The organism is Pantoea sp. X-Soil-MYKO-1785, from assembly GCF_059730675.1.
The window spans coordinates 3423096-3442646 of record NZ_AP036000.1; the positions used below are offsets into that span (position 1 = coordinate 3423096).

Below are 19551 nucleotides of genomic sequence, written 5' to 3' on the forward strand. Positions count from 1 at the left end.
ACGGGGCGCAGGCCCCGTTTTGCATTATGGCGTGTTCGGTTTGATCTCAAACACCACATCGACCTGATCGTCAAAGTTGATGCTTTGTTGATCGTAGGTTTCCTGAGCCGAGGTATCGGCGGCAGCGGCGGCCTTATACATCCGGTTCATCGGCATCGGCTGATAGTTAGCCACCTGATAGCGAATGCTGTAGATCGATCCCAGCTGGGCGTTGAAGCCGGCTGCCAGCTCTGAAGCTTGCTGAGTGGCATTTTTGATCGCCGCTTTGCGGGCCTGCTGCTTATAACTTTCCGGATTTGCCACGCCTAACTCAACGCTGCGAACCTCATTCAGGCCGGACTTCAGCGCGCCATCCAGCAGGTCGTTGAGTTTGTCCAGCTGACGCAGGGTCACCTGCACCTGACGCACGGCACGATAACCTTTCAGTACCGATTTACCCTCTTTGGTGTAATCGTATTCTGGCTGGGTGCTCAGGTTGGCAGCATCGATATCTTTCTTCTCAATGCCATTTTTTTGCAGAAAATCGAAATACTGCGCAACCCGGCTATCGGCCTGCTTTTTCGCATCGGCGGCATCTTTTGATGAGACGTTAACCACGATGGATAAGGTGGCGATGTCCGGACGGGCATCGACCGTTGCCTTGCCAGAGGTCACGACGTGCGGCCCATTCGGCAACTCATCAGCTTGTACGCCGGGCAGTGCCCCAGCGCTCATTATTGCGGCCAAAGCCAATGCTTTCAGTTTCATGAAAGTCCTCCTTGAAAAGGTCAATATGACGGCTTCCAACCGGCGAAGCCCAAAAGCGCATCGGTATGCGCCATGCTTTGAGTGGTCATTATGGCAAAAGTTCGCCCTCAGCGCGGCAATTACCGCAGCCTGTTCGGGTGAAGTTTAAAAACCGGCGATGCCCTGACGCGCCAGCTGCAGCGCAATAAACCACATCACCACCCCGACCAGCAGGTTAATAATGCGCTGTGCCCGGGCGGTGCGCAGCCGTGGTGATAACCAGGCAGCCAGCAGCGCCAGGCCAAAAAACCACAGAATAGAGGCGCTGATGGTGCCCATGGCGAACCACTGACGGGCGGCAGTGGTCGGCAGCTGACCGCCCAGACTTCCCAGTACCACGAAGGTATCGAGATAGACGTGCGGATTCAGCCAGGTCACCGCCAGCAGCGTGGCGATAATCCGCGCCCTTCCCTGCTTCATCGGCTGGCCGTCGCCTAAATCAACGCTGCCGCTAAAAGCAGTACGCAGCGCGCCCCAGCCATACCACAGCAGAAAAGCTACCCCGGCCCAGGTAATCAGCATTAACAGCAACGGCGACTGGTTCAGTAAGGCGCTGCCGCCAAAGATACCGCCGCAAATCAGCACGATATCACTCAGCGCGCACAGTGAAGCGGTCATCAGATGATACTGGCGTTTTACGCCCTGATTCATCACGAACGCGTTTTGTGGTCCCAGCGGCAGGATGAGCGCAGCACCAAGAGCAAGCCCTTGAAAATAGAGAGTCAGCACCGGTTTAGTCCCAAGAAAGTTAAGATGGGGTGCAGTATAAAGAGGCTGGATGATTAGCGGAAATTGAAAGAATTAATCTGTGATAAGAGAAATTAATGGGCGACGCTTGCCGCCCATTGAGAGGGATTACTGCGGCTGAGCCTGAGAGGGCGCCGCGTCAGGCTGAGTTTGCTGATGCAGATGCACATCCAGCTGTGGATACGGAATGCCGATCTCTTTGGCATCCAGCGCCCGCTTGAAGTTCTTCAGCAGGTCCCAGTAGACGTTCTGCAGATCGCCGCTGTTGCTCCAGCAACGCACCACAAAGTTCATTGAGGAGGCAGCCAGTTCGTTCAGGCCAATCTGAATGCCCATCTCTTTCAGCACCCGGCTGTCGGCTTCAACCACCTGCTGCAGTAACGCAATCACCTCATCAACATCCGCATCGTAAGCCACGCCAATGATGAACTCATTCCGGCGGATTGGCTCACGGGAGAAGTTAACGATGTTGCCGCTGATAATCTTGCCGTTTGGCACCACCACGACTTTACCATCGGCCGTTTTAAGGGTGGTTGAGAAGATCTGCACCTGCTGTACCGTTCCCATCACGCCACCCAGATCGACGAACTCGCCGGTACGGAACGGACGGAAGGTCACCAGCAGTACGCCAGCGGCCAGGTTAGAGAGCGATCCCTGCAGCGCCAGACCAACGGCCAGACCCGCCGCACCCAGTACCGCAATCACCGAGGCGGTTTGTACTCCAATCCGCCCTAATGCCGCGATGACGGTGAAGGCAATCACCCCGTAGCGTACCAGCGCAGAGAGGAAGTCAGCCACGGTGGCATCGATATGCCGTGCGCGCAGCAGACGGTTTACAGCGTTAGAAATGATGCGGGCGATGATCATCCCGACGATAATGATGGCGATGGCCGCCACAATATTGACGGCATAGCTGATGATCAGCGCCTGATTGCGCACCAGCCAGCTGCCTGCGTTGGATAAGCCATCGACGACGTGTAAATCTTCCATTAATAAGCCCTGTAATTGGATTCCCGCCGGGAATAAACAAAAACTGCCAGATGTAATCCGACACCCCGTGATCTAGGGTAATCAATTATTGTTTGAAGCGCCAAAAAGCGGGTCGTTTAACCGCAATTTTCTGCCGCAGCTGCATAAAAAAAGGCCCTTTCGGGCCTTTTTTGTACGCTAACTCACTGGTTATTACAGTACGTCGACAGCGTTAAGCTCTTTGAAAGCCTGCTCCAGACGGACCACCATAGAGGCCTGGGCAGAACGCAGCCAGACGCGTGGGTCGTAGTATTTTTTATTTGGCTTGTCAGCGCCTTCCGGGTTACCCAGCTGCGACTGCAGATAGCCTTCGTTCTTTTTGTAGTACTGCAGGATGCCGTCCCAGGTCGCCCATTGGGTATCGGTATCGATGTTCATCTTGATCACGCCGTAGCTGATAGACTCTTCGATTTCTGCAGCAGAAGAACCTGAACCACCGTGGAAAACGAAGTCCAGCGCGTTGTGCGGCAGACCGTGTTTTTCACACACGTATTTCTGCGAATCGCGCAGAATGGTTGGGGTCAGTTTCACGTTGCCTGGCTTATAAACGCCGTGCACGTTACCGAATGATGCCGCGATGGTGAAACGCGGGCTGATGGCATTCAGTTTTTCGTAGGCGTAGTTAACATCTTCTGGCTGGGTGTAAAGTGCAGATGCGTCCATGTGGCTGTTGTCGACGCCATCTTCTTCACCACCGGTGCAGCCCAGTTCGATTTCCAGCGTCATGTCGATTTTCGCCATGCGCGCCAGGTACTTGCTGCTGATTTCGATGTTTTCTTCCAGTGACTCTTCAGACAGGTCGATCATGTGAGAAGAGAACAGTGGCTTACCGGTTTTCTTGAAGTGCTCTTCGCCTGCGTCCAGCAGACCGTCGATCCACGGCAGCAGTTTCTTGGCACAGTGGTCAGTATGCAGGATAACCGGCACGCCGTACTGTTCTGCCATCAGGTGCACGTGGTGTGCGCCAGCGATAGCACCGAAAATAGCTGCGCCCTGTGGCTTGTCGGTTTTGAAACCTTTACCGGCGATAAACGCGGCACCGCCGTTAGAGAACTGGATAATGATCGGCGCTTTTACTTTTGCCGCTGCTTCCAGTGCCGCATTGATCGAGTCGCTACCGACGCAGTTAACCGCTGGCAGTGCGAATTTGTTCTCTTTCGCAACTTTGAAGATCTTCTGTACGTCATCACCAGTGACAACGCCGGGTTTTACGAAATCAAAAATTTTAGACATGATTGTGTCCTGTTTCGTGACCGTGGATCCCCTGTGGGGACCTCGATTTAAACGCCCTGACGGGCAAGACTTCAGGCGATGCCACCCGGCATCGCCCCCAAAGGATTACTGCTTCGCACGCTCTTCCAGCATGGCAACGGCTGGCAGTTTTTTGCCTTCCACGAACTCGAGGAACGCGCCACCGCCGGTCGAGATGTAAGAAATTTTATCTTCGATACCGAACAGGTCGATGGCCGCTAAGGTGTCACCGCCGCCTGCAACCGAGAACGCTTCGCTGTCGGCAATCGCATTCGCCACGATTTCGGTGCCTTTACGGAAGTTCGGGAACTCAAAGACGCCAACCGGACCGTTCCACAGGATGGTTTTAGCCTCCTTCAGAATGGCGGCCATTGCCTGAGCGGTTTCGTCACCGAAGTCCATAATCTCTTCGTTATCCGCCACTTCCGAAACCTTTTTCACGGTTGCCGGGGCAGTTTCAGAGAATTCCGTGCCAACGCGTGAGTCGGTTGGAACCGGGATACCGTACTGGTCACGCAGGCCTTTAGCCGCTTCAACGAAGTCTGGCTCATACAGTGATTTACCGACGTTGTTGTCGATAGCCACGAAGGTGTTAGCGATGCCGCCACCGACGATAACGGTGTCAGCAATTTTCACCAGCGACTGCAGTACGTCGAATTTAGTCGATACTTTAGAACCGCCCACGACGGCGACCAGCGGACGCTCCGGGTTGCTCATCACTTTACCCAGCGCTTCCAGCTCTGCTGACAGCAGCGGACCGGCACAGGCGATCGGGGCAAATTTGCCGACACCGTGGGTAGAAGCCTGCGCACGGTGCGCGGTACCGAACGCATCCATCACGAACACGTCGCACAGGGCAGCGTATTTTTTAGACAGTGCTTCGTCATCTTTCTTTTCGCCTTTGTTAAAGCGAACGTTTTCCAGAACCACCAGTTCGCCAGCGCCCACTTCAACGCCGTCGAGGTAATCTTTTGCCAGGGTCACATTAGTGCCGCTCAGCTTCTCTTTCAGGTAGTTAACTACCGGCAGCAGTGAGAACTCTTCGGTGTATTCACCTTCGGTCGGACGACCCAGGTGAGAGGTAACCATCACTTTCGCGCCCTGTTTCAACGCCGCTTCGATGGTAGGCAGAGAAGCACGGATACGTGCATCTGACGTCACTTTCCCTTCTTTCACTGGTACGTTGAGATCGGCGCGGATCAGAACGCGTTTGCCAGCAAGATCCAGATCGGTCATCTTAATTACAGACATGGTGAACCCTCTCGTTGATTCTCATAAGTTTTGCCAGGCGCAAACCGCGCCCTAGCTGAAACCGCTTGCGGCCATTGCTAACGTCGTGTCGAGCATTCGGTTAGCAAAGCCCCATTCGTTATCACACCAGACCAGGGTCTTGATCAGGTGTTGACCACTGACCCGCGTTTGGGTGCCGTCCACAATGGCACTGTGCGGATCATGGTTAAAATCGACTGAGACTAACGGTAATTCCGTATAGTCAACTATACCACGAAATGCCCCTTCTGCCGCGCTTTGCAACAAGGCGTTAACTTCACACGCCTTCACCGGCTGGCGTACAGAAACGCTGAGATCAATCGCCGTCACGTTAATCGTTGGCACGCGCACGGCAATCGCCTCAAAGCGATCGTTGAATTTCGGAAAAATACGGGTAATCCCGGCCGCCAGCCGAGTATCAACTGGAATGATCGATTGGCTGGCGGCACGGGTACGACGCAGATCGCTGTGATAGGCATCGATCACCTGTTGATCGTGCATCGCCGAATGAATGGTGGTGACGGTGCCGGACTCAATACCAAACGCGTCATCCAGCAGTTTGATCACCGGAATAATACAGTTGGTGGTGCAGGAAGCATTCGAGACGATGCAGTCAGTCGCTTTCAGCCACTGCTGGTTGACGCCATACACCACCGTGGCATCGAGATCGTTGCCGCCCGGATGTGAGAACAGCACTTTCTTCGCGCCGGCCTGCAGATGCGCTTCGCCGTCGGCGCGCGAGCCGTAGACGCCGGTACAATCCAGCACCACGTCGATATCGAGTTCGCGCCACGGCAGATCGGCAATCTCAGCGCGGTGTAAAATGCGCAGGGTATCGCCGCCGACCCACATCACGTCGCGCTCCTGCCGCACATCAAAGGCAAAACGGCCATGGCTGGTGTCATATTTCAGCAGATGCGCCATACCGGTCGCTTCGGCCAGCTCATTGATGGCGACAACGGTGATCTCAGCACGACGGCCGGTTTCATACAGCGCACGCAATACGTTGCGTCCAATACGGCCAAACCCATTTATTGCTACCCGTATGGTCATTTCTCTCCTGCCACGTCAGACGGAAAAAACGTGCCGTTAGCCTGAGCGCTTCGCTGTAGTTTGTACAGGAGATTCTTACCCGGCATTGTCTGAAACCGGGGCGATCTGCCCGGCAACTGAAACGGTTCAGCCACAATAAAGGATGGGAGGAATAACAGGAATGATTGTGATCAATCGGACTGCGTATATTTGGATCTATGTCACAAAATGGCGCAAAAGATAGTTATTACTGCAGGAATAAAAAACGAAAAGGACGCCTGAAGCGTCCCTGATTTTAATCAGGCGGGTGTGAGCCCGCCTGACGGATGTTACGCCAGCAGCGCTTTCGCTTTAGCGACAACGTTGTCGACGGTAAAGCCAAACATTTCGAACAGCTGATCGGCCGGTGCTGATTCGCCGAAGCTGGTCATGCCGACGATAGCGCCGTTCAGACCGGTATATTTGAACCAGTAATCAGCGATACCCGCTTCGATTGCTACGCGTGCGCTGACCGCTTTCGGCAGCACAGATTCACGGTAAGCGTCACTCTGCTTGTCGAATGCATCGGTTGATGGCATAGAGACCACGCGTACCTGACGACCTTCGCTGGTGAGTTTATCCCAGGCGCCAACCGCCAGTTCAACTTCTGAACCGGTGGCGATCAGGATTAATTCAGGCGTCGCGTCGCAATCTTTCAGTACGTAGCCACCGCGCGCCACGTTAGCCAGCTGCTCAGTGCTGCGTTCCTGCTGCGCCAGATTCTGACGCGAGAAGATCAGCGCTGTCGGGCCATCTTTACGCTCAATGGCATATTTCCATGCCACTGCCGATTCAACCTGGTCACACGGACGCCACAGGCTCATGTTCGGCGTAGTGCGCAGGCTGGCCATCTGCTCTACCGGCTGGTGAGTCGGGCCATCTTCGCCCAGACCGATTGAGTCGTGGGTATAAACCATGATCTGACGGATCTTCATCAGTGCCGCCATACGCGCCGCGTTACGCGCATATTCAACGAACATCAGGAAGGTGGCGGTGTACGGCAGGAAACCGCCGTGCAGAGCCAGACCGTTAGCAATCGCGGTCATACCAAATTCACGCACGCCGTAATGGATGTAGTTACCCGCGGCGTCTTCGTTGATTGGCTTAGAGCCGGACCAGATGGTCAGGTTGCTTGGCGCCAGATCGGCTGATCCCCCCAGATATTCCGGCAGGATTTTACCAAAGGCTTCAATGGCATTCTGTGACGCTTTACGGCTGGCGATTTTAGCCGGGTTAGCCTGCAGTTGTTCGATAAACTTCTGCGACTCCTGCTGCCAGTTTGCCGGCAGCTCATTGCTGACGCGACGTTTGAACTCGGCGGCCAGTTCAGGGTGTGCCTGAGCGTAAGCGGCAAATTTCTTATCCCATGCGGCTTCTTTTGCCTGGCCCGCTTCTTTAGCGTCCCACTCAGCGTAGATGTCAGAGGGGATAACGAAAGGCGCGTGTTCCCAGCCCAGCTGTTTGCGGGTCAGTGCGACTTCATCATCGCCCAGCGGTGCGCCGTGCGAGTCATGGGTGCCCGCTTTGTTCGGTGAACCGAAGCCGATAACGGTTTTACACATCAGCAGCGACGGCTTATCGCTGACGCTTTTCGCTTCGTCGATCGCTTTAGCAATCGCATCAGAATCGTGACCATCTACGCCACGCACCACGTGCCAGCCGTAGGCTTCAAAGCGTTTTGCCGTGTCATCCGTGAACCAGCCATCAATATGACCGTCGATTGAGATGCCGTTGTCATCATAAAACGCCACCAGTTTGCCCAGCTTAAGGGTACCGGCCAGTGAGCAGACTTCGTGTGAAATACCTTCCATCATGCAGCCATCACCCATGAAGACATAGGTATTGTGGTCTACGATGTCATGGCCCGGACGGTTAAACTGTGCCGCCAGCGTACGTTCAGCAATGGCGAAACCGACCGCGTTAGCGATGCCCTGGCCCAGCGGACCGGTGGTGGTTTCAACGCCTGCGGTGTAGCCATATTCTGGATGACCTGGAGTTTTTGAATGCAGCTGACGGAAGTTTTCCAGCTCGCTGATCGGCAGATCGTAACCGGTGAGGTGCAGCAGGCTATAAATCAGCATTGAGCCATGACCGTTGGAGAGCACGAAGCGGTCGCGGTCGGCCCACAGCGGATTGGTTGGGTTGTGATTCAGGTAGCCGCGCCACAGAACTTCAGCGATGTCCGCCATGCCCATCGGGGCACCCGGATGTCCCGATTTAGCTTTCTGTACTGCATCCATACTTAACGCGCGAATGGCGTTGGCGAGCTCTTTACGAGAGGGCATTTTCTACTCCAGGTCGGATTAATGCTTCGCACCTTAACTTATTGTAATTAATGAGTTATCGGGCAAAACAAGGAAAAAGTTGCAGATCAATGTACATGAAAAACATGGCAAAAGTACATGCTGTAAAACGCTAAATGTGCCCGCTTCGTCTGGCTTTTCCGGCGATGTCTGCTAGCAATGCGAGGAGTGGCGCGCTATAACCGAAGAGTTTAATCACCTGGCAGTGTTTCAGGTGTTTGTTTTTCTTACCTTGTTATGAATGGGATACGGAATGAAAATCCAAAAAACGGTCGTCGCTCTTGGGCTGGCAACGCTGCTGAGCGGCTGTCAGGGTTTAGATAATAACGCGTTGATGCAGTCGGGCGCGCAGGCTTACCAGGCCTATACCCTGAGCGATGATCAGGTGAAGCAGCTCAGCGATCAATCCTGTGAGCAGATGGACAAAGAGAATCAGGTTGCACCTGCCAGCAGTGAATATCAGCAGCGTCTGAATAAAATTGCCGCCGCGCTGGGCGATAACATTAATGGCGTACCGGCTAACTACAAGGTGTATCAGACCAAAGACGTCAATGCCTGGGCGATGGCCAATGGCTGTATTCGCGTCTATAGCGGCCTGATGGATATGATGGATGACAACGAAGTGGAAGGCGTGCTGGGCCATGAGATGGGCCACGTGGCGCTGGGCCATACCCGCAAAGCGATGCAGCTGGCGTATGCTACCACCGCCGCCCGCACGGCTGCCGCCTCGGTCGGTGGGGTGATCGGTTCACTGTCGCAGTCGCAGCTTGGCGAACTGGGTGAAAAACTGGTCAATGCTCAGTTCTCACAGACCCAGGAAAGCCAGGCTGATGACTACTCTTACGATCTGATGAAGAAGCGCAACATCGATCCAATGGGTCTGGCGACCAGTTTCGAGAAACTGGCAAAACTGGAACAGGGACGCCAGAGTTCAATGTTTGATTCGCACCCGGCGTCAGAGGCGCGCGCCCAGCACATCCGCGAGCGCATCGCAGCAGACAGCAAATAACCTTTACCTGCGGAGCGCGTACCCGGTGCGCGCTTTCGCTCGCTGAGCCAGGCAGATCGCTAGCGCTTGAATATCTGATCCACCATCGAGCCTAAATCCAGCTTATTGTCGTGCAGCGCCTGTTCATCCATCCGTCCCTGCGGCGACATTTTATCGATCAGCTGTGGCAGCAGCGCCGCCAGCGTACCCGATGCGCCTTTGACGTCGGTGCCAAGCTTATCCGCCAGTGACTGCAGTTCCTCCTGACCAAAGGCCGACTGAATCTCGCTGTGGCCGACCGGATGATTATCGCCGGTGCCGATCCACGAGCTGAATATCTCGCCTAATCCCCCCTGCTGGAACTTATACAGCAGTACTTCAATACCGCCCTGCTCCTGCACCCAGTGCCAGACCGCCTGCAACTGCCCGGGCGGATGCCCTTCGCTCTGACTGCCGTCGAGTGCGCCTGCCAGTTCATCAAGAAAGCCCATGATCATCTCCACTCTGCAATTTTTACGCTGTAAGTTTAGTTGCAGATAGCGGTTCGCGCCTGGCGTACCTGAAGGGGATCATCGGGATTAAAAAGCGAGGATGGTGCAGCGGGCGAGGCGTCAGGTGACGATCAAAGCGGCGTCTGTCCGACAGGCAGAACACCGCTTTCAGTGCTGGCAAGCTGGCCGGCTTACGCAGTCCGGCCAGCGTATCGCATTAGCCTTTATTGACCGCCTGCACGTGCAGCATATCCAGTGCCAGAGTGGCCGCGGCCAGCGCAGTCAGGTCGGCGTGGTCGTAGCCTGGCGCCACTTCCACCAGATCCATACCGACGATGTTCATGCCCTGCAGACCGCGAATCAGCTTGGTGGCTTTATCGGTGGTCAGTCCGCCAATGACCGGCGTACCAGTGCCCGGCGCGTGTGCCGGATCAAGGCAGTCAATATCGAAGGTCAGATAGACCGGCAGATCGCCCACGGTGCGTTTCACTTCGGCCAGAATGTCATCGACGCTGCGATCGTTAACCTGCGCTGCATCCAGCACGTTGAAGCCGAGGCTCTGATCAAACTCGGTACGGATACCGATCTGGACCGAGTGCTGTGGATCGATCAGACCTTCTTTCGGCGCGGTGAAGAACATGGTGCCGTGGTCGAAGGTCGGGCCGTTGGAATAGGTATCGGTATGCGCATCAAAGTGAACCAGCGCCATCTTACCGAAGTGCTTCGCATGTGCGCGCAGCAGCGGCAGCGTCACGTAATGGTCGCCGCCAAAGGTCATCATGCGTTTGCCGTTCGCCAGCAGTTTTTCGGCATGCGCCTGCAGCTTGTCAGAAAGATCCTGTGAGTCACCAAAGGCATAAACCAGATCGCCACAGTCAACCACCTTCAGGCGCTGACGCAGATCGAAATCCCACGGCCAGCGGCAACCTTCCCACGCAAGGTTGGTTGAGATCTGACGGATAGCACCCGGGCCCAGACGGCTGCCGGGACGGCCCGAGGTGGCGGCGTCAAATGGAACGCCGGTGATCACCCACTCTGCATCGCTGTCGTAAGGCTGGAAGTTGAGCGGGAAGCGCATGAAACCAAAGGCGTTTGAGACCAGGGAGTTGTCGTACTGGTTGCCGAGGGTATTGTACATAGATCGTCCTCTCTGTTGGCATCCGTCGGGCCAGGCCCGCGAGCCATTAAGCTATAGATGAAAAAAATCCCCTCCGCGTCGTTAGGCCCGACGAGGAAGGGATTGTATGCGTCAGATTATCGACATTTCACCGGCAACTGCAATATGAGATTGCCGGCGATCTGAGCCGATTACTCGTCTTCCAGATAGGTGTAACCGTACAGGCCGCTCTCGAATTCTTCGAGGAACTGCGCACGCAGCTCGTCATCCAGATCGGAGGCCTGCACCTGATGACGGAACAGTGCCATCAGTTCGTTCGGATCGAGCTGCACGTAGCGCAGCATATCCGCCACGGTGTCGCCTTCGTCCGACAGCTGAACTTCGACGTCGCCATTCTCACGGGCATAGACATCCACCGCTTCGGTGTCACCGAACAGGTTGTGCATGTTGCCCAGAATTTCCTGGTAAGCGCCGACCATAAAGAAGCCCAGCATTGGTGGATTATCCACGTCATATTCTGGCATCGGCATGGTGGTAGCGATGCCGTCGCCATCAACGTAGTGATCGATGGTGCCATCGGAATCACAGGTGATGTCGAGCAGCACGGCGCGGCGCTCCGGCTTCTTGTTCAGCCCTTCCAGCGGCAGCACCGGGAACAGCTGATCGATACCCCAGGCATCCGGCATCGACTGGAACAGTGAGAAGTTAACGTAGATCTTATCCGCCATCCGCTCCTGCAGTTCGTCGATAATCGGACGGTGCGCACGGTTGCTCGGATCAAGATGCTGCTGAATGTAGTGGCAGATGCTCAGATAGAGCTGCTCAGCCCAGGCGCGCTGTTTCAGATCGTAGGTGCCGGACGAATAACCGGTATGGATATCAAACAGATCCATCTGGCTGTCATGCAGCCATTCACGCAGCGAACGACGGGTGTTCGGCTCGTGCATCTCCTGCCAGGTTTCCCACATGCTGACAATCGGGCGCGGCGCATCAGCATCCGGCGTTTCCGGGTTACTGAACTCGTTACGCTCAACACCGATGATGTTAGAAACCAGAACCGTGTGGTGCGCGGTTACCGCACGACCCGACTCGGTGATCACCGTAGGATGCTCCAGGCCGTGCTCATCACAGGCATCGCCAATCGCCCAGATGACGTTGTTGGCATACTCGTTCAGGCCGTAGTTGACTGAGCAGTCAGACTGCGAGCGCGTTCCTTCGTAATCCACGCCCAGACCGCCACCCACGTCGAAACACTTGATGTTAACGCCGAGCTTAGCCAGCTCAACGTAAAAGCGCGCCGACTCACGCACGCCTGTGGCGATGTCGCGAATGTTGGCCATCTGCGAACCGAGATGGAAGTGCAGCAGCTGCAGGCTGTCGATGCGGCCCGCTTCACGCATGATCTCTACCAGCTTCAGCACCTGGGTCGCCGACAGGCCGAATTTCGACTTTTCGCCGCCGCTCGACTGCCATTTACCCGAGCCCTGAGAGGCCAGACGGGCGCGAATGCCAAGACGCGGCACCACGTTCAGACGCTCCGCCTCTTCCAGCACCAGCCGGACTTCGGTCATCTTCTCCAGCACCAGATAGACCTTGTGGCCCATCTTTTCGCCGATCAGCGCCAGACGAATGTACTCGCGATCTTTATAGCCGTTACAGACGATCACCGTCCGGGTCTGCCCGGCGTGCGCCAGCACTGCCATCAGCTCAGCTTTCGAGCCGGCTTCCAGTCCCAGCGGTTCGCCAGAGTGGATCAGCGATTCGATCACGCGTTTGTGCTGGTTCACCTTGATTGGATAAACCAGGAAGTAATCGCCGGTGTAGCCGTAGGATTCACGCGCGCGCTTGAACGCGGCGTTAATTGAGCGCAGACGGTGTTGCAGAATCTGCGGGAAACAAAACAGTGCAGGCAGACGCTGGCCCTGCGCTTCACGCTCTTTGACCAGCCTGGCTAAATCGACGCGCACATCCGGGCGATCCGGATCGGGGCAGACACTGATGTGGCCCAGTTCGTTGACGTCGTAATAGTTGTTGCCCCACCAGGCAATGTTGTAGGTACGCAACATTTTGCTCGCATCCTGATCGTTCATTGCTACCTCCTGCATTGAGCGGAGTGCACCCTGTTCGCCAGCTGACGAACCCTTGATATTCTTTATGTCGTCAGACATCGCGAACCTCAATTTTCCGTTGAAAGATGAAACTGTTAACCGGCTTTCTGGCCGCTAATCTGAAAACTCGTTGCCACATTAAACGCAATGTCCTGTTCACCTGACGTTGCCGTCAGCGCGATTCACGCATGAGAGTTAAGTGTAAAACACCCTGGCCATATCCGTTGAAACCGAATGCATTTAACAGATTTGTATAAGAGGACCACGGATAACGTGCGTCGTTCAGCTGCGCACGCGCAGAGAAGAGACAAAACCGTAAGGATAGTGGTACAGATTAACCGGCGCTCGTGTCGGTAAAATTACCGCATCGAACATATTGTCGGCAGGACAGAGAAAGAGATGGGAGGCAGGAGACAGCCAGCGCAGCGCCGCAGCGCGCAGAACCGCAAAAAGAGAAAACGTGGTTCATTACTCGTATCACCTCCACACATGCCAGCGGCACATGGAACACAACTGGGTGAAAGTCAGACGCGTGTCTGACGGGCGCGACGCGATCTGGCGTCATCCTGATTGCTGCTACCAAAGCAGCGGCGTTTTATACAGTTTACAGCGGCAAAAAGCAAAAAGATTATCGGGGAAATGCGTGGAGTGTCAGGAAATTATGCCGATAAGCCCGTCAGGTAAAATGCTGAAACAGAAAAAGGGCTGGTAATTCGCTCATCCTGTAACCTAAAATAGCCGTCCAGATGGTTTTCCATCTAAACAGGTTAATATCCAGGCGGTGTTGGCCTGCTGTGCTGACACAACCTCACTGCTCGCGGCTTTGCCTGAAGGGGCGTTAAGTCAGATGATACTCACTTGCGCTATGCAGTCGAATTCAAACCATTTGTAAGGTAAAGAACAGAATGGCTAAACACCTTTTTACGTCTGAGTCCGTATCAGAAGGACATCCTGATAAAATCGCCGACCAAATCTCCGATGCGGTGCTGGATGCGATCCTCGAACAGGATCCTAAAGCACGCGTGGCCTGCGAAACTTACGTTAAAACCGGTATGGTTCTGGTTGGCGGTGAGATCACCACCAGCGCCTGGGTCGATATCGAAGAGATCACCCGTAACACCGTACGTGAAATCGGCTATGTTCATTCCGATATGGGCTTTGATGCCAACTCCTGCGCAGTATTAAGCGCGATTGGTAAACAGTCCCAGGATATCAACCAGGGCGTTGACCGCAGCGATCCGCTGGAGCAAGGCGCCGGTGACCAGGGCCTGATGTTCGGTTATGCCACCAACGAAACCGACGTGCTGATGCCTGCGCCGGTGACCTATGCGCACCGTCTGGTGCAGCGTCAGGCTGAAGTGCGTAAAAATGGCACCCTGCCGTGGCTGCGTCCGGATGCCAAGAGCCAGGTCACTTTCCAGTATGACGACGGCAAAATCGTTGGCATTGATGCGGTGGTGCTGTCGACTCAGCACGCCGAATCCATCAGCCAGAAAGATCTGCAGGAAGCGGTGATGGAAGAGATCATCAAGCCGGTTCTGCCTGCAGAATGGCTGAGCGCCTCGACCAAATATCATATCAACCCGACTGGCCGTTTTGTTATCGGTGGCCCGATGGGCGACTGCGGCCTGACCGGACGTAAAATCATCGTTGATACCTACGGCGGCATGGCTCGACACGGCGGCGGCGCGTTCTCGGGCAAAGACCCGTCAAAAGTGGACCGTTCAGCAGCCTATGCTGCCCGTTACGTCGCGAAGAACATCGTGGCGGCCGGTCTGGCAGATCGTTGTGAAATTCAGGTCTCTTACGCGATTGGCGTGGCGGAACCTACCTCCATCATGGTTGAAACCTTCGGTACCGAGAAAGTTTCAACTGAGCAGCTGACGCTGCTGGTGCGTGAGTTCTTCGATCTGCGTCCGTATGGTCTGATTCAGATGCTCGACCTGCTGCACCCAATCTATAAAGAGACCGCGGCTTACGGTCACTTTGGTCGAGAACATTTCCCATGGGAAAAAACCGACAAAGCGGCACAGCTGCGCGAAGCCGCTGGCCTCTGATTTAAGCCGGAATGATCAAAACCCTGCCACGACGGCAGGGTTTTTTTATGCCTGATGCCGGTCAGTCAGCCTCAAATCCGCGGTTACGCGCCCTGCCTGCAGCAAATCTTCTGATCTCAGCTACACTTCTTTTCGCCATTTCTGACAACAAAATGTTAACGATTACAATTTGAAACGCTTTGTTTATCTGCTATTTAGGATTTACTCTACGTAGTTATTCTTCTGAAAATGCGTTATTTTCAGCGTCGTCTGATAGCCAATAAATAGAGCCTTGTCAGAAACTTAATGAGTGCTATACCTCACTGGTTAATTAACCTTTCCGGGCAAAAAATGCTGAATTTCAGGGTTTCAGCGTGTGTAAACGATTACACTGATGTGATCGGACTCACTTTTTTCGCGCAAAGAGTTTTTTAACATTGATAAAAACAATGATGGATAAACCTGGAGGCTAAAATGCCTGGCAATACACACAAAAGCAGAACATCAAATAAGGCGATGACCTTATTTGTCTGCTTTCTGGCGGCCCTTGCGGGTCTGCTGTTCGGTCTGGATATCGGCGTTATCGCCGGTGCTCTGCCGTTTATCGCAAAAGACTTTAACGTTACCGCCCATCAGCAGGAGTGGATCGTCAGTTCCATGATGTTTGGTGCTGCGGTCGGTGCTATCGGCAGTGGCTGGATGTCCTCTCGCCTGGGCCGTAAAAAGAGCCTGATGGCCGGCGCGATCCTGTTCGTGATTGGTTCACTCTGGTCGGCTATGTCACCAAACCCTGAAATGCTGATCAGCGCCCGCGTTCTGCTGGGTCTGGCTGTCGGTATCGCGTCTTACACCGCCCCGCTTTATCTTTCTGAAATTGCACCAGAAAAAATTCGTGGCAGTATGATTTCGCTTTATCAGCTGATGATCACTATCGGTATCCTGGGCGCTTACCTGTCCGATACCGCGTTCAGCTTTACCGGCAACTGGCGCTGGATGCTGGGCATTATCACCATTCCTGCTCTGCTGCTGCTGGTTGGCGTCTTCTTCCTGCCAAACAGCCCACGCTGGCTGGCGGCGAAAGGCAACTTCCGTGATGCGCAACGGGTGCTGGATCGTCTGCGTGACACCAGCGAACAGGCGAAGCGTGAACTGGATGAAATTCGTGAAAGCCTGAAGATTAAGCAGTCTGGCTGGGGTCTGTTCACCAGCAGCAGCCACTTCCGTCGTGCGGTCTACCTCGGTATTCTGTTGCAGGTCATGCAGCAGTTCACCGGCATGAACGTCATCATGTATTACGCACCAAAAATCTTCGAAATTGCCGGTTTCACTAATACCACTGAGCAGATGTGGGGCACGGTAATTGTTGGTCTGATCAACGTACTGGCCACCTTTATCGCTATCGGCCTGGTCGATCGCTGGGGTCGTAAACCAACCCTGATCCTCGGCTTTATGGTGATGGCAGCCGGTATGGGCGTGCTGGGTACCATGCTGCATTTCGGTATCCATTCGCCGGGCGCGCAGTACTTCGCCGTGGGTATGCTGCTGATGTTTATCATTGGTTTTGCGATGTCAGCCGGTCCGCTGATCTGGGTTCTGTGTTCTGAAATTCAGCCGCTGAAAGGCCGCGACTTCGGTATCACCGTCTCCACCACCACCAACTGGATCGCTAACATGATTGTCGGTGCGACCTTCCTGACAATGCTGAACACGCTGGGCAACGCCAATACCTTCTGGGTCTACGCGCTGCTGAACCTGTTCTTCATTCTGTTGACGGTGATGCTGATTCCGGAGACCAAAAACGTCTCGCTGGAGCACATCGAACGCAACCTGATGGCCGGTAAAAAACTGCGCGACATCGGTTCACAGAATTAATCATCAAGCGTAAAAAAAACGGCGGGGTTTCTCTGGAAACCCCGCCGTTTTTATTTTATCCCTCGCCTCACGCTAGATCCGCGATGGTGCTACCGGTAGCCGCAGACAGCAGAGCGCCAGCGCCATAATGAAAATGGTGGCTGTCTGGTTATAGGGCAGCACCGAATCGGTCAGTCCAGCGACAAACAGCGCCAGCAGCGGCAGCGCCACCCCGCGCAGATCGCAGCGCTTCATTCCCCCCGCCAGTGCCACCAGATACAGCAACGCCAGCGACGCGGTCCCGAGCCATCCCTGTAAGGTGGTAACTTCGAGGAACTCGTTGTGCATGTTGTATTTAACGTTGGTGTAGCCTTCAAGGTTATTCGGGTAGTGCGCGCTAATAAACTGACGCGCCTGGGTGGTGCGCTCATCCGGAGTCGCAAAACCGGAATGATGCTGAATAAAGTTAACTGCCCCGCCCCAGATCGCCACCCGCGCGCCCAGCGACGTTGAACTGTTGGAGCCGTAGTTCTCAATATCCTGCACCCCTTCCACCCAGCGGTTACTGGTCATCAGCACCAGCACCGCCAGCAAACCCACCACCAGCGCGCTGGCACGCCAGTTTTTCAGCATCGCCAGACGATAGGTCTGTAACAGGAACAGCAGACCAACCGCGACCAGGGCAATAATGGTCACCCGGGTGCCGCACAGATAGAGCAACGCGAAGGTGACGAGCAAAGCGGCCACGTCCGCAATCTTCCAGTAAGGCTGGGTCTCAAAGCGGCTCAGCCAGAGCCAGGCGCAGTAGATAAACAGAATCATGTAGGAGGACATGGAGGCCGCTTCGGTGGTGAGCTTAATCCGTACGTTGGCGGTATAGAGATGCTCATAAATGCCGAAGCCGAGGGTGATCAGCAATCCCAGCAGGATCAAAACTTTCCCTGCCCGCAGCGTAGTGAGCGACACCCGCTGACTGTAAATTGCCAAACTCAACAGGACAAATGCGCCAAGCAGCAGGCGCTTAGCGCCCAGCAGATAGTTGCTGATGTTGGTGATACTGTCGCCCGAAGGGGCGGTTTCAATCGCTTTGACCTGAATCGCCCAGACCAGGCGAATCAGCGAAAAGATAATCAGCACGAAAAACAGGACGATGAAAAAGCGGTTTGGCTGAAAGGCTATTTTCCGGCGCACCAGTCCATAGGCAATCGACGCCACGGAGAGGTAAGAGACAATGTAGAAGATTTTTTGTGGCAGGCCGGTGACAAACATATTTAGCGCCAGCGCCAGGCAGAGCGCGATGACAGAAAAATTCACCGCTAAGGACAATCCATTAAGTTTGGTCTTATTCGTCATGCTTAACCTCAGAGAGGCGGTTAAGCACGTCCTTCAGATGCTTCATATAATTCTCCTCATAAAAACCGGTAATGCTCTGTTTAATAAGCTGGTGATCGGGAAAGTGAACCTGCCCGCTCAGGGCACTGAGAATCGCCGCCAGCGCCATGCTGTCATTCTTTTGATACAGTTGACCGTTGATGCCCGGCTTAATGATTTCCGCCGGGCCACTGACGCAGTCAGAAGAGACGCAGTAAACGCCGCGTGACATCGCTTCCAGCAGGATCAGCGGGAAGCCTTCGAAGTTGGAGGTCATCACCAGACAGGTGACCTGTTTGATCTGGCGGATCACGTAGTCCCAGGCATTCTCCTGCCAGCCATGCCAGCTGATGCGATCCTGAATTCCCCGCTGCGCCACATACGCCTGGCAGCGCGCCAGATCTTCTCCGTCGCCGACAATCTCCAGCGTCCACGGCACCTCTAGCAGACTGAGTGCATCGAACAGATCTTTAAGCTGCTTCTGGCGCTCAAAATGGACCCGGCCGATATATAAAAATTTCAGTTCCGCCGGCCGGCCGATCACGCTGTCGTTGCGTTTTACCGGATTATAAATCACGTCAATATCCGCCGCGCTGGCACCCAACTCGACCAGCTGCTGCCTGATCTGCTGACTGATGGCAAAATGGTGATCGGCGCGCAACAGATAGTGAGGACGGTAACGCTCACGCGGCGGCAGATGCATCCAGCTCGACAGCACGATTTTCCGGCCGGAGAGCGTAATCGCCCGGCGCGTCATCAGGCAGGGAATGGTGTTTAAGGTAATGACATGATCGGGCTGATAGCGGCGAAAAAAAGCGGCCATTCGCAGCGTATGAATGAAGTTCTTTATTTTTTTATTGCGCAGGGTACAGACGCTTTCCTGGAGCACCGCATTGGCGGTCCAGGCGCGTGAATGACTCTCTTCGCCGCTGTTGATGATAAACAGCCCGGCTTCCCATTCCGGGTCAGCATTCAGCGCCGTGATCAGCTGACCGGTCACGTTCTCCATCCCACCGCGTCCCGCCATCAAATCGGTGACCAGCACAATCCGTTGTTTCTTCACATTATTATTATCTTTCATCGCTTTATCCGTGCCCTGTGCCTTTCACCTGACGTCCATCCACCCTGCGGCA

The 19551-nt window shown here is 54.7% G+C and carries 15 protein-coding genes; 3 read left to right on the forward strand and 12 right to left on the reverse strand.

The window, feature by feature from the left end:
- Positions 1-24: 24 nt before the first annotated feature.
- The 7 genes from AC6I8D_RS16190 to tkt form a co-directional block, all read right to left on the reverse strand.
- Positions 25-747: an oxidative stress defense protein gene (locus AC6I8D_RS16190; protein ID WP_031375762.1), complete on the reverse strand. Its 723-nt coding sequence runs from the start codon at positions 745-747 to the stop codon at positions 25-27.
- Between the two features lie 144 nt (positions 748-891).
- Positions 892-1515 (reverse strand): arginine exporter ArgO, encoded by a 624-nt coding sequence (gene argO / locus AC6I8D_RS16195; RefSeq protein ID WP_312055996.1) that lies wholly within the window; start codon positions 1513-1515, stop codon positions 892-894.
- 126 nt (positions 1516-1641) lie between these two features.
- A complete protein-coding gene (gene mscS, locus AC6I8D_RS16200; protein WP_312055995.1) occupies positions 1642-2523 on the reverse strand; it encodes a small-conductance mechanosensitive channel MscS in 882 nt (293 codons plus the stop codon).
- Between the two features lie 192 nt (positions 2524-2715).
- Positions 2716-3795, reverse strand: coding sequence for a class II fructose-bisphosphate aldolase (gene fbaA, locus AC6I8D_RS16205; RefSeq protein WP_031375765.1), 1080 nt, complete (start codon positions 3793-3795; stop codon positions 2716-2718).
- A 105-nt stretch (positions 3796-3900) separates the two neighbouring features.
- Positions 3901-5064 (reverse strand): phosphoglycerate kinase, encoded by a 1164-nt coding sequence (pgk, locus tag AC6I8D_RS16210; protein WP_031375766.1) that lies wholly within the window; start codon positions 5062-5064, stop codon positions 3901-3903.
- A 51-nt stretch (positions 5065-5115) separates the two neighbouring features.
- Positions 5116-6135, reverse strand: a complete 1020-nt coding sequence (gene epd, locus AC6I8D_RS16215) for an erythrose-4-phosphate dehydrogenase (protein ID WP_497820469.1) — start codon at positions 6133-6135, stop codon at positions 5116-5118.
- A gap of 308 nt (positions 6136-6443) precedes the next feature.
- Positions 6444-8438, reverse strand: coding sequence for a transketolase (gene tkt, locus AC6I8D_RS16220; RefSeq protein WP_497820470.1), 1995 nt, complete (start codon positions 8436-8438; stop codon positions 6444-6446).
- Positions 8439-8709: 271 nt separating this feature from the next.
- Between tkt and loiP the strand changes: the two genes are divergently transcribed.
- Positions 8710-9465, forward strand: coding sequence for a metalloprotease LoiP (gene loiP / locus AC6I8D_RS16225; RefSeq protein WP_312055992.1), 756 nt, complete (start codon positions 8710-8712; stop codon positions 9463-9465).
- 59 nt (positions 9466-9524) lie between these two features.
- On the opposite strand, the gene AC6I8D_RS16230 is transcribed toward loiP, so the two are convergent.
- The 3 genes from AC6I8D_RS16230 to speA form a co-directional block, all read right to left on the reverse strand.
- On the reverse strand, positions 9525-9935 hold the full coding sequence (locus AC6I8D_RS16230; protein ID WP_497820471.1) for a YidB family protein: 411 nt from the start codon (positions 9933-9935) through the stop codon (positions 9525-9527).
- Between the two features lie 217 nt (positions 9936-10152).
- Positions 10153-11073: an agmatinase gene (gene speB / locus AC6I8D_RS16235; protein WP_312055990.1), complete on the reverse strand. Its 921-nt coding sequence runs from the start codon at positions 11071-11073 to the stop codon at positions 10153-10155.
- 170 nt (positions 11074-11243) lie between these two features.
- Positions 11244-13220, reverse strand: a complete 1977-nt coding sequence (gene speA / locus AC6I8D_RS16240; protein WP_072051014.1) for a biosynthetic arginine decarboxylase — start codon at positions 13218-13220, stop codon at positions 11244-11246.
- An 845-nt stretch (positions 13221-14065) separates the two neighbouring features.
- On the opposite strand from speA, the gene metK reads away from it, so the two are divergent.
- Positions 14066-15217: a methionine adenosyltransferase gene (metK, locus tag AC6I8D_RS16245; RefSeq protein ID WP_069728849.1), complete on the forward strand. Its 1152-nt coding sequence runs from the start codon at positions 14066-14068 to the stop codon at positions 15215-15217.
- A gap of 453 nt (positions 15218-15670) precedes the next feature.
- The gene (locus AC6I8D_RS16250) at positions 15671-17068 is read left to right on the forward strand and encodes a sugar porter family MFS transporter (protein ID WP_072051015.1); all 1398 of its coding nucleotides are present in this window, start codon (positions 15671-15673) and stop codon (positions 17066-17068) included.
- A gap of 72 nt (positions 17069-17140) precedes the next feature.
- On the opposite strand, the gene AC6I8D_RS16255 is transcribed toward AC6I8D_RS16250, so the two are convergent.
- Entirely contained in the window at positions 17141-18400 is a 1260-nt protein-coding gene (locus AC6I8D_RS16255) for an O-antigen ligase family protein (RefSeq protein ID WP_312758490.1), read from the reverse strand.
- Positions 18390-19499 carry a glycosyltransferase gene (locus AC6I8D_RS16260; RefSeq protein ID WP_497820472.1) on the reverse strand — a complete coding sequence of 370 codons (1110 nt, stop codon included), beginning with the start codon at positions 19497-19499 and terminating at the stop codon, positions 18390-18392. The genes AC6I8D_RS16255 and AC6I8D_RS16260 overlap by 11 nt, the downstream gene beginning before the upstream one ends.
- Positions 19500-19551: the final 52 nt, after the last annotated feature.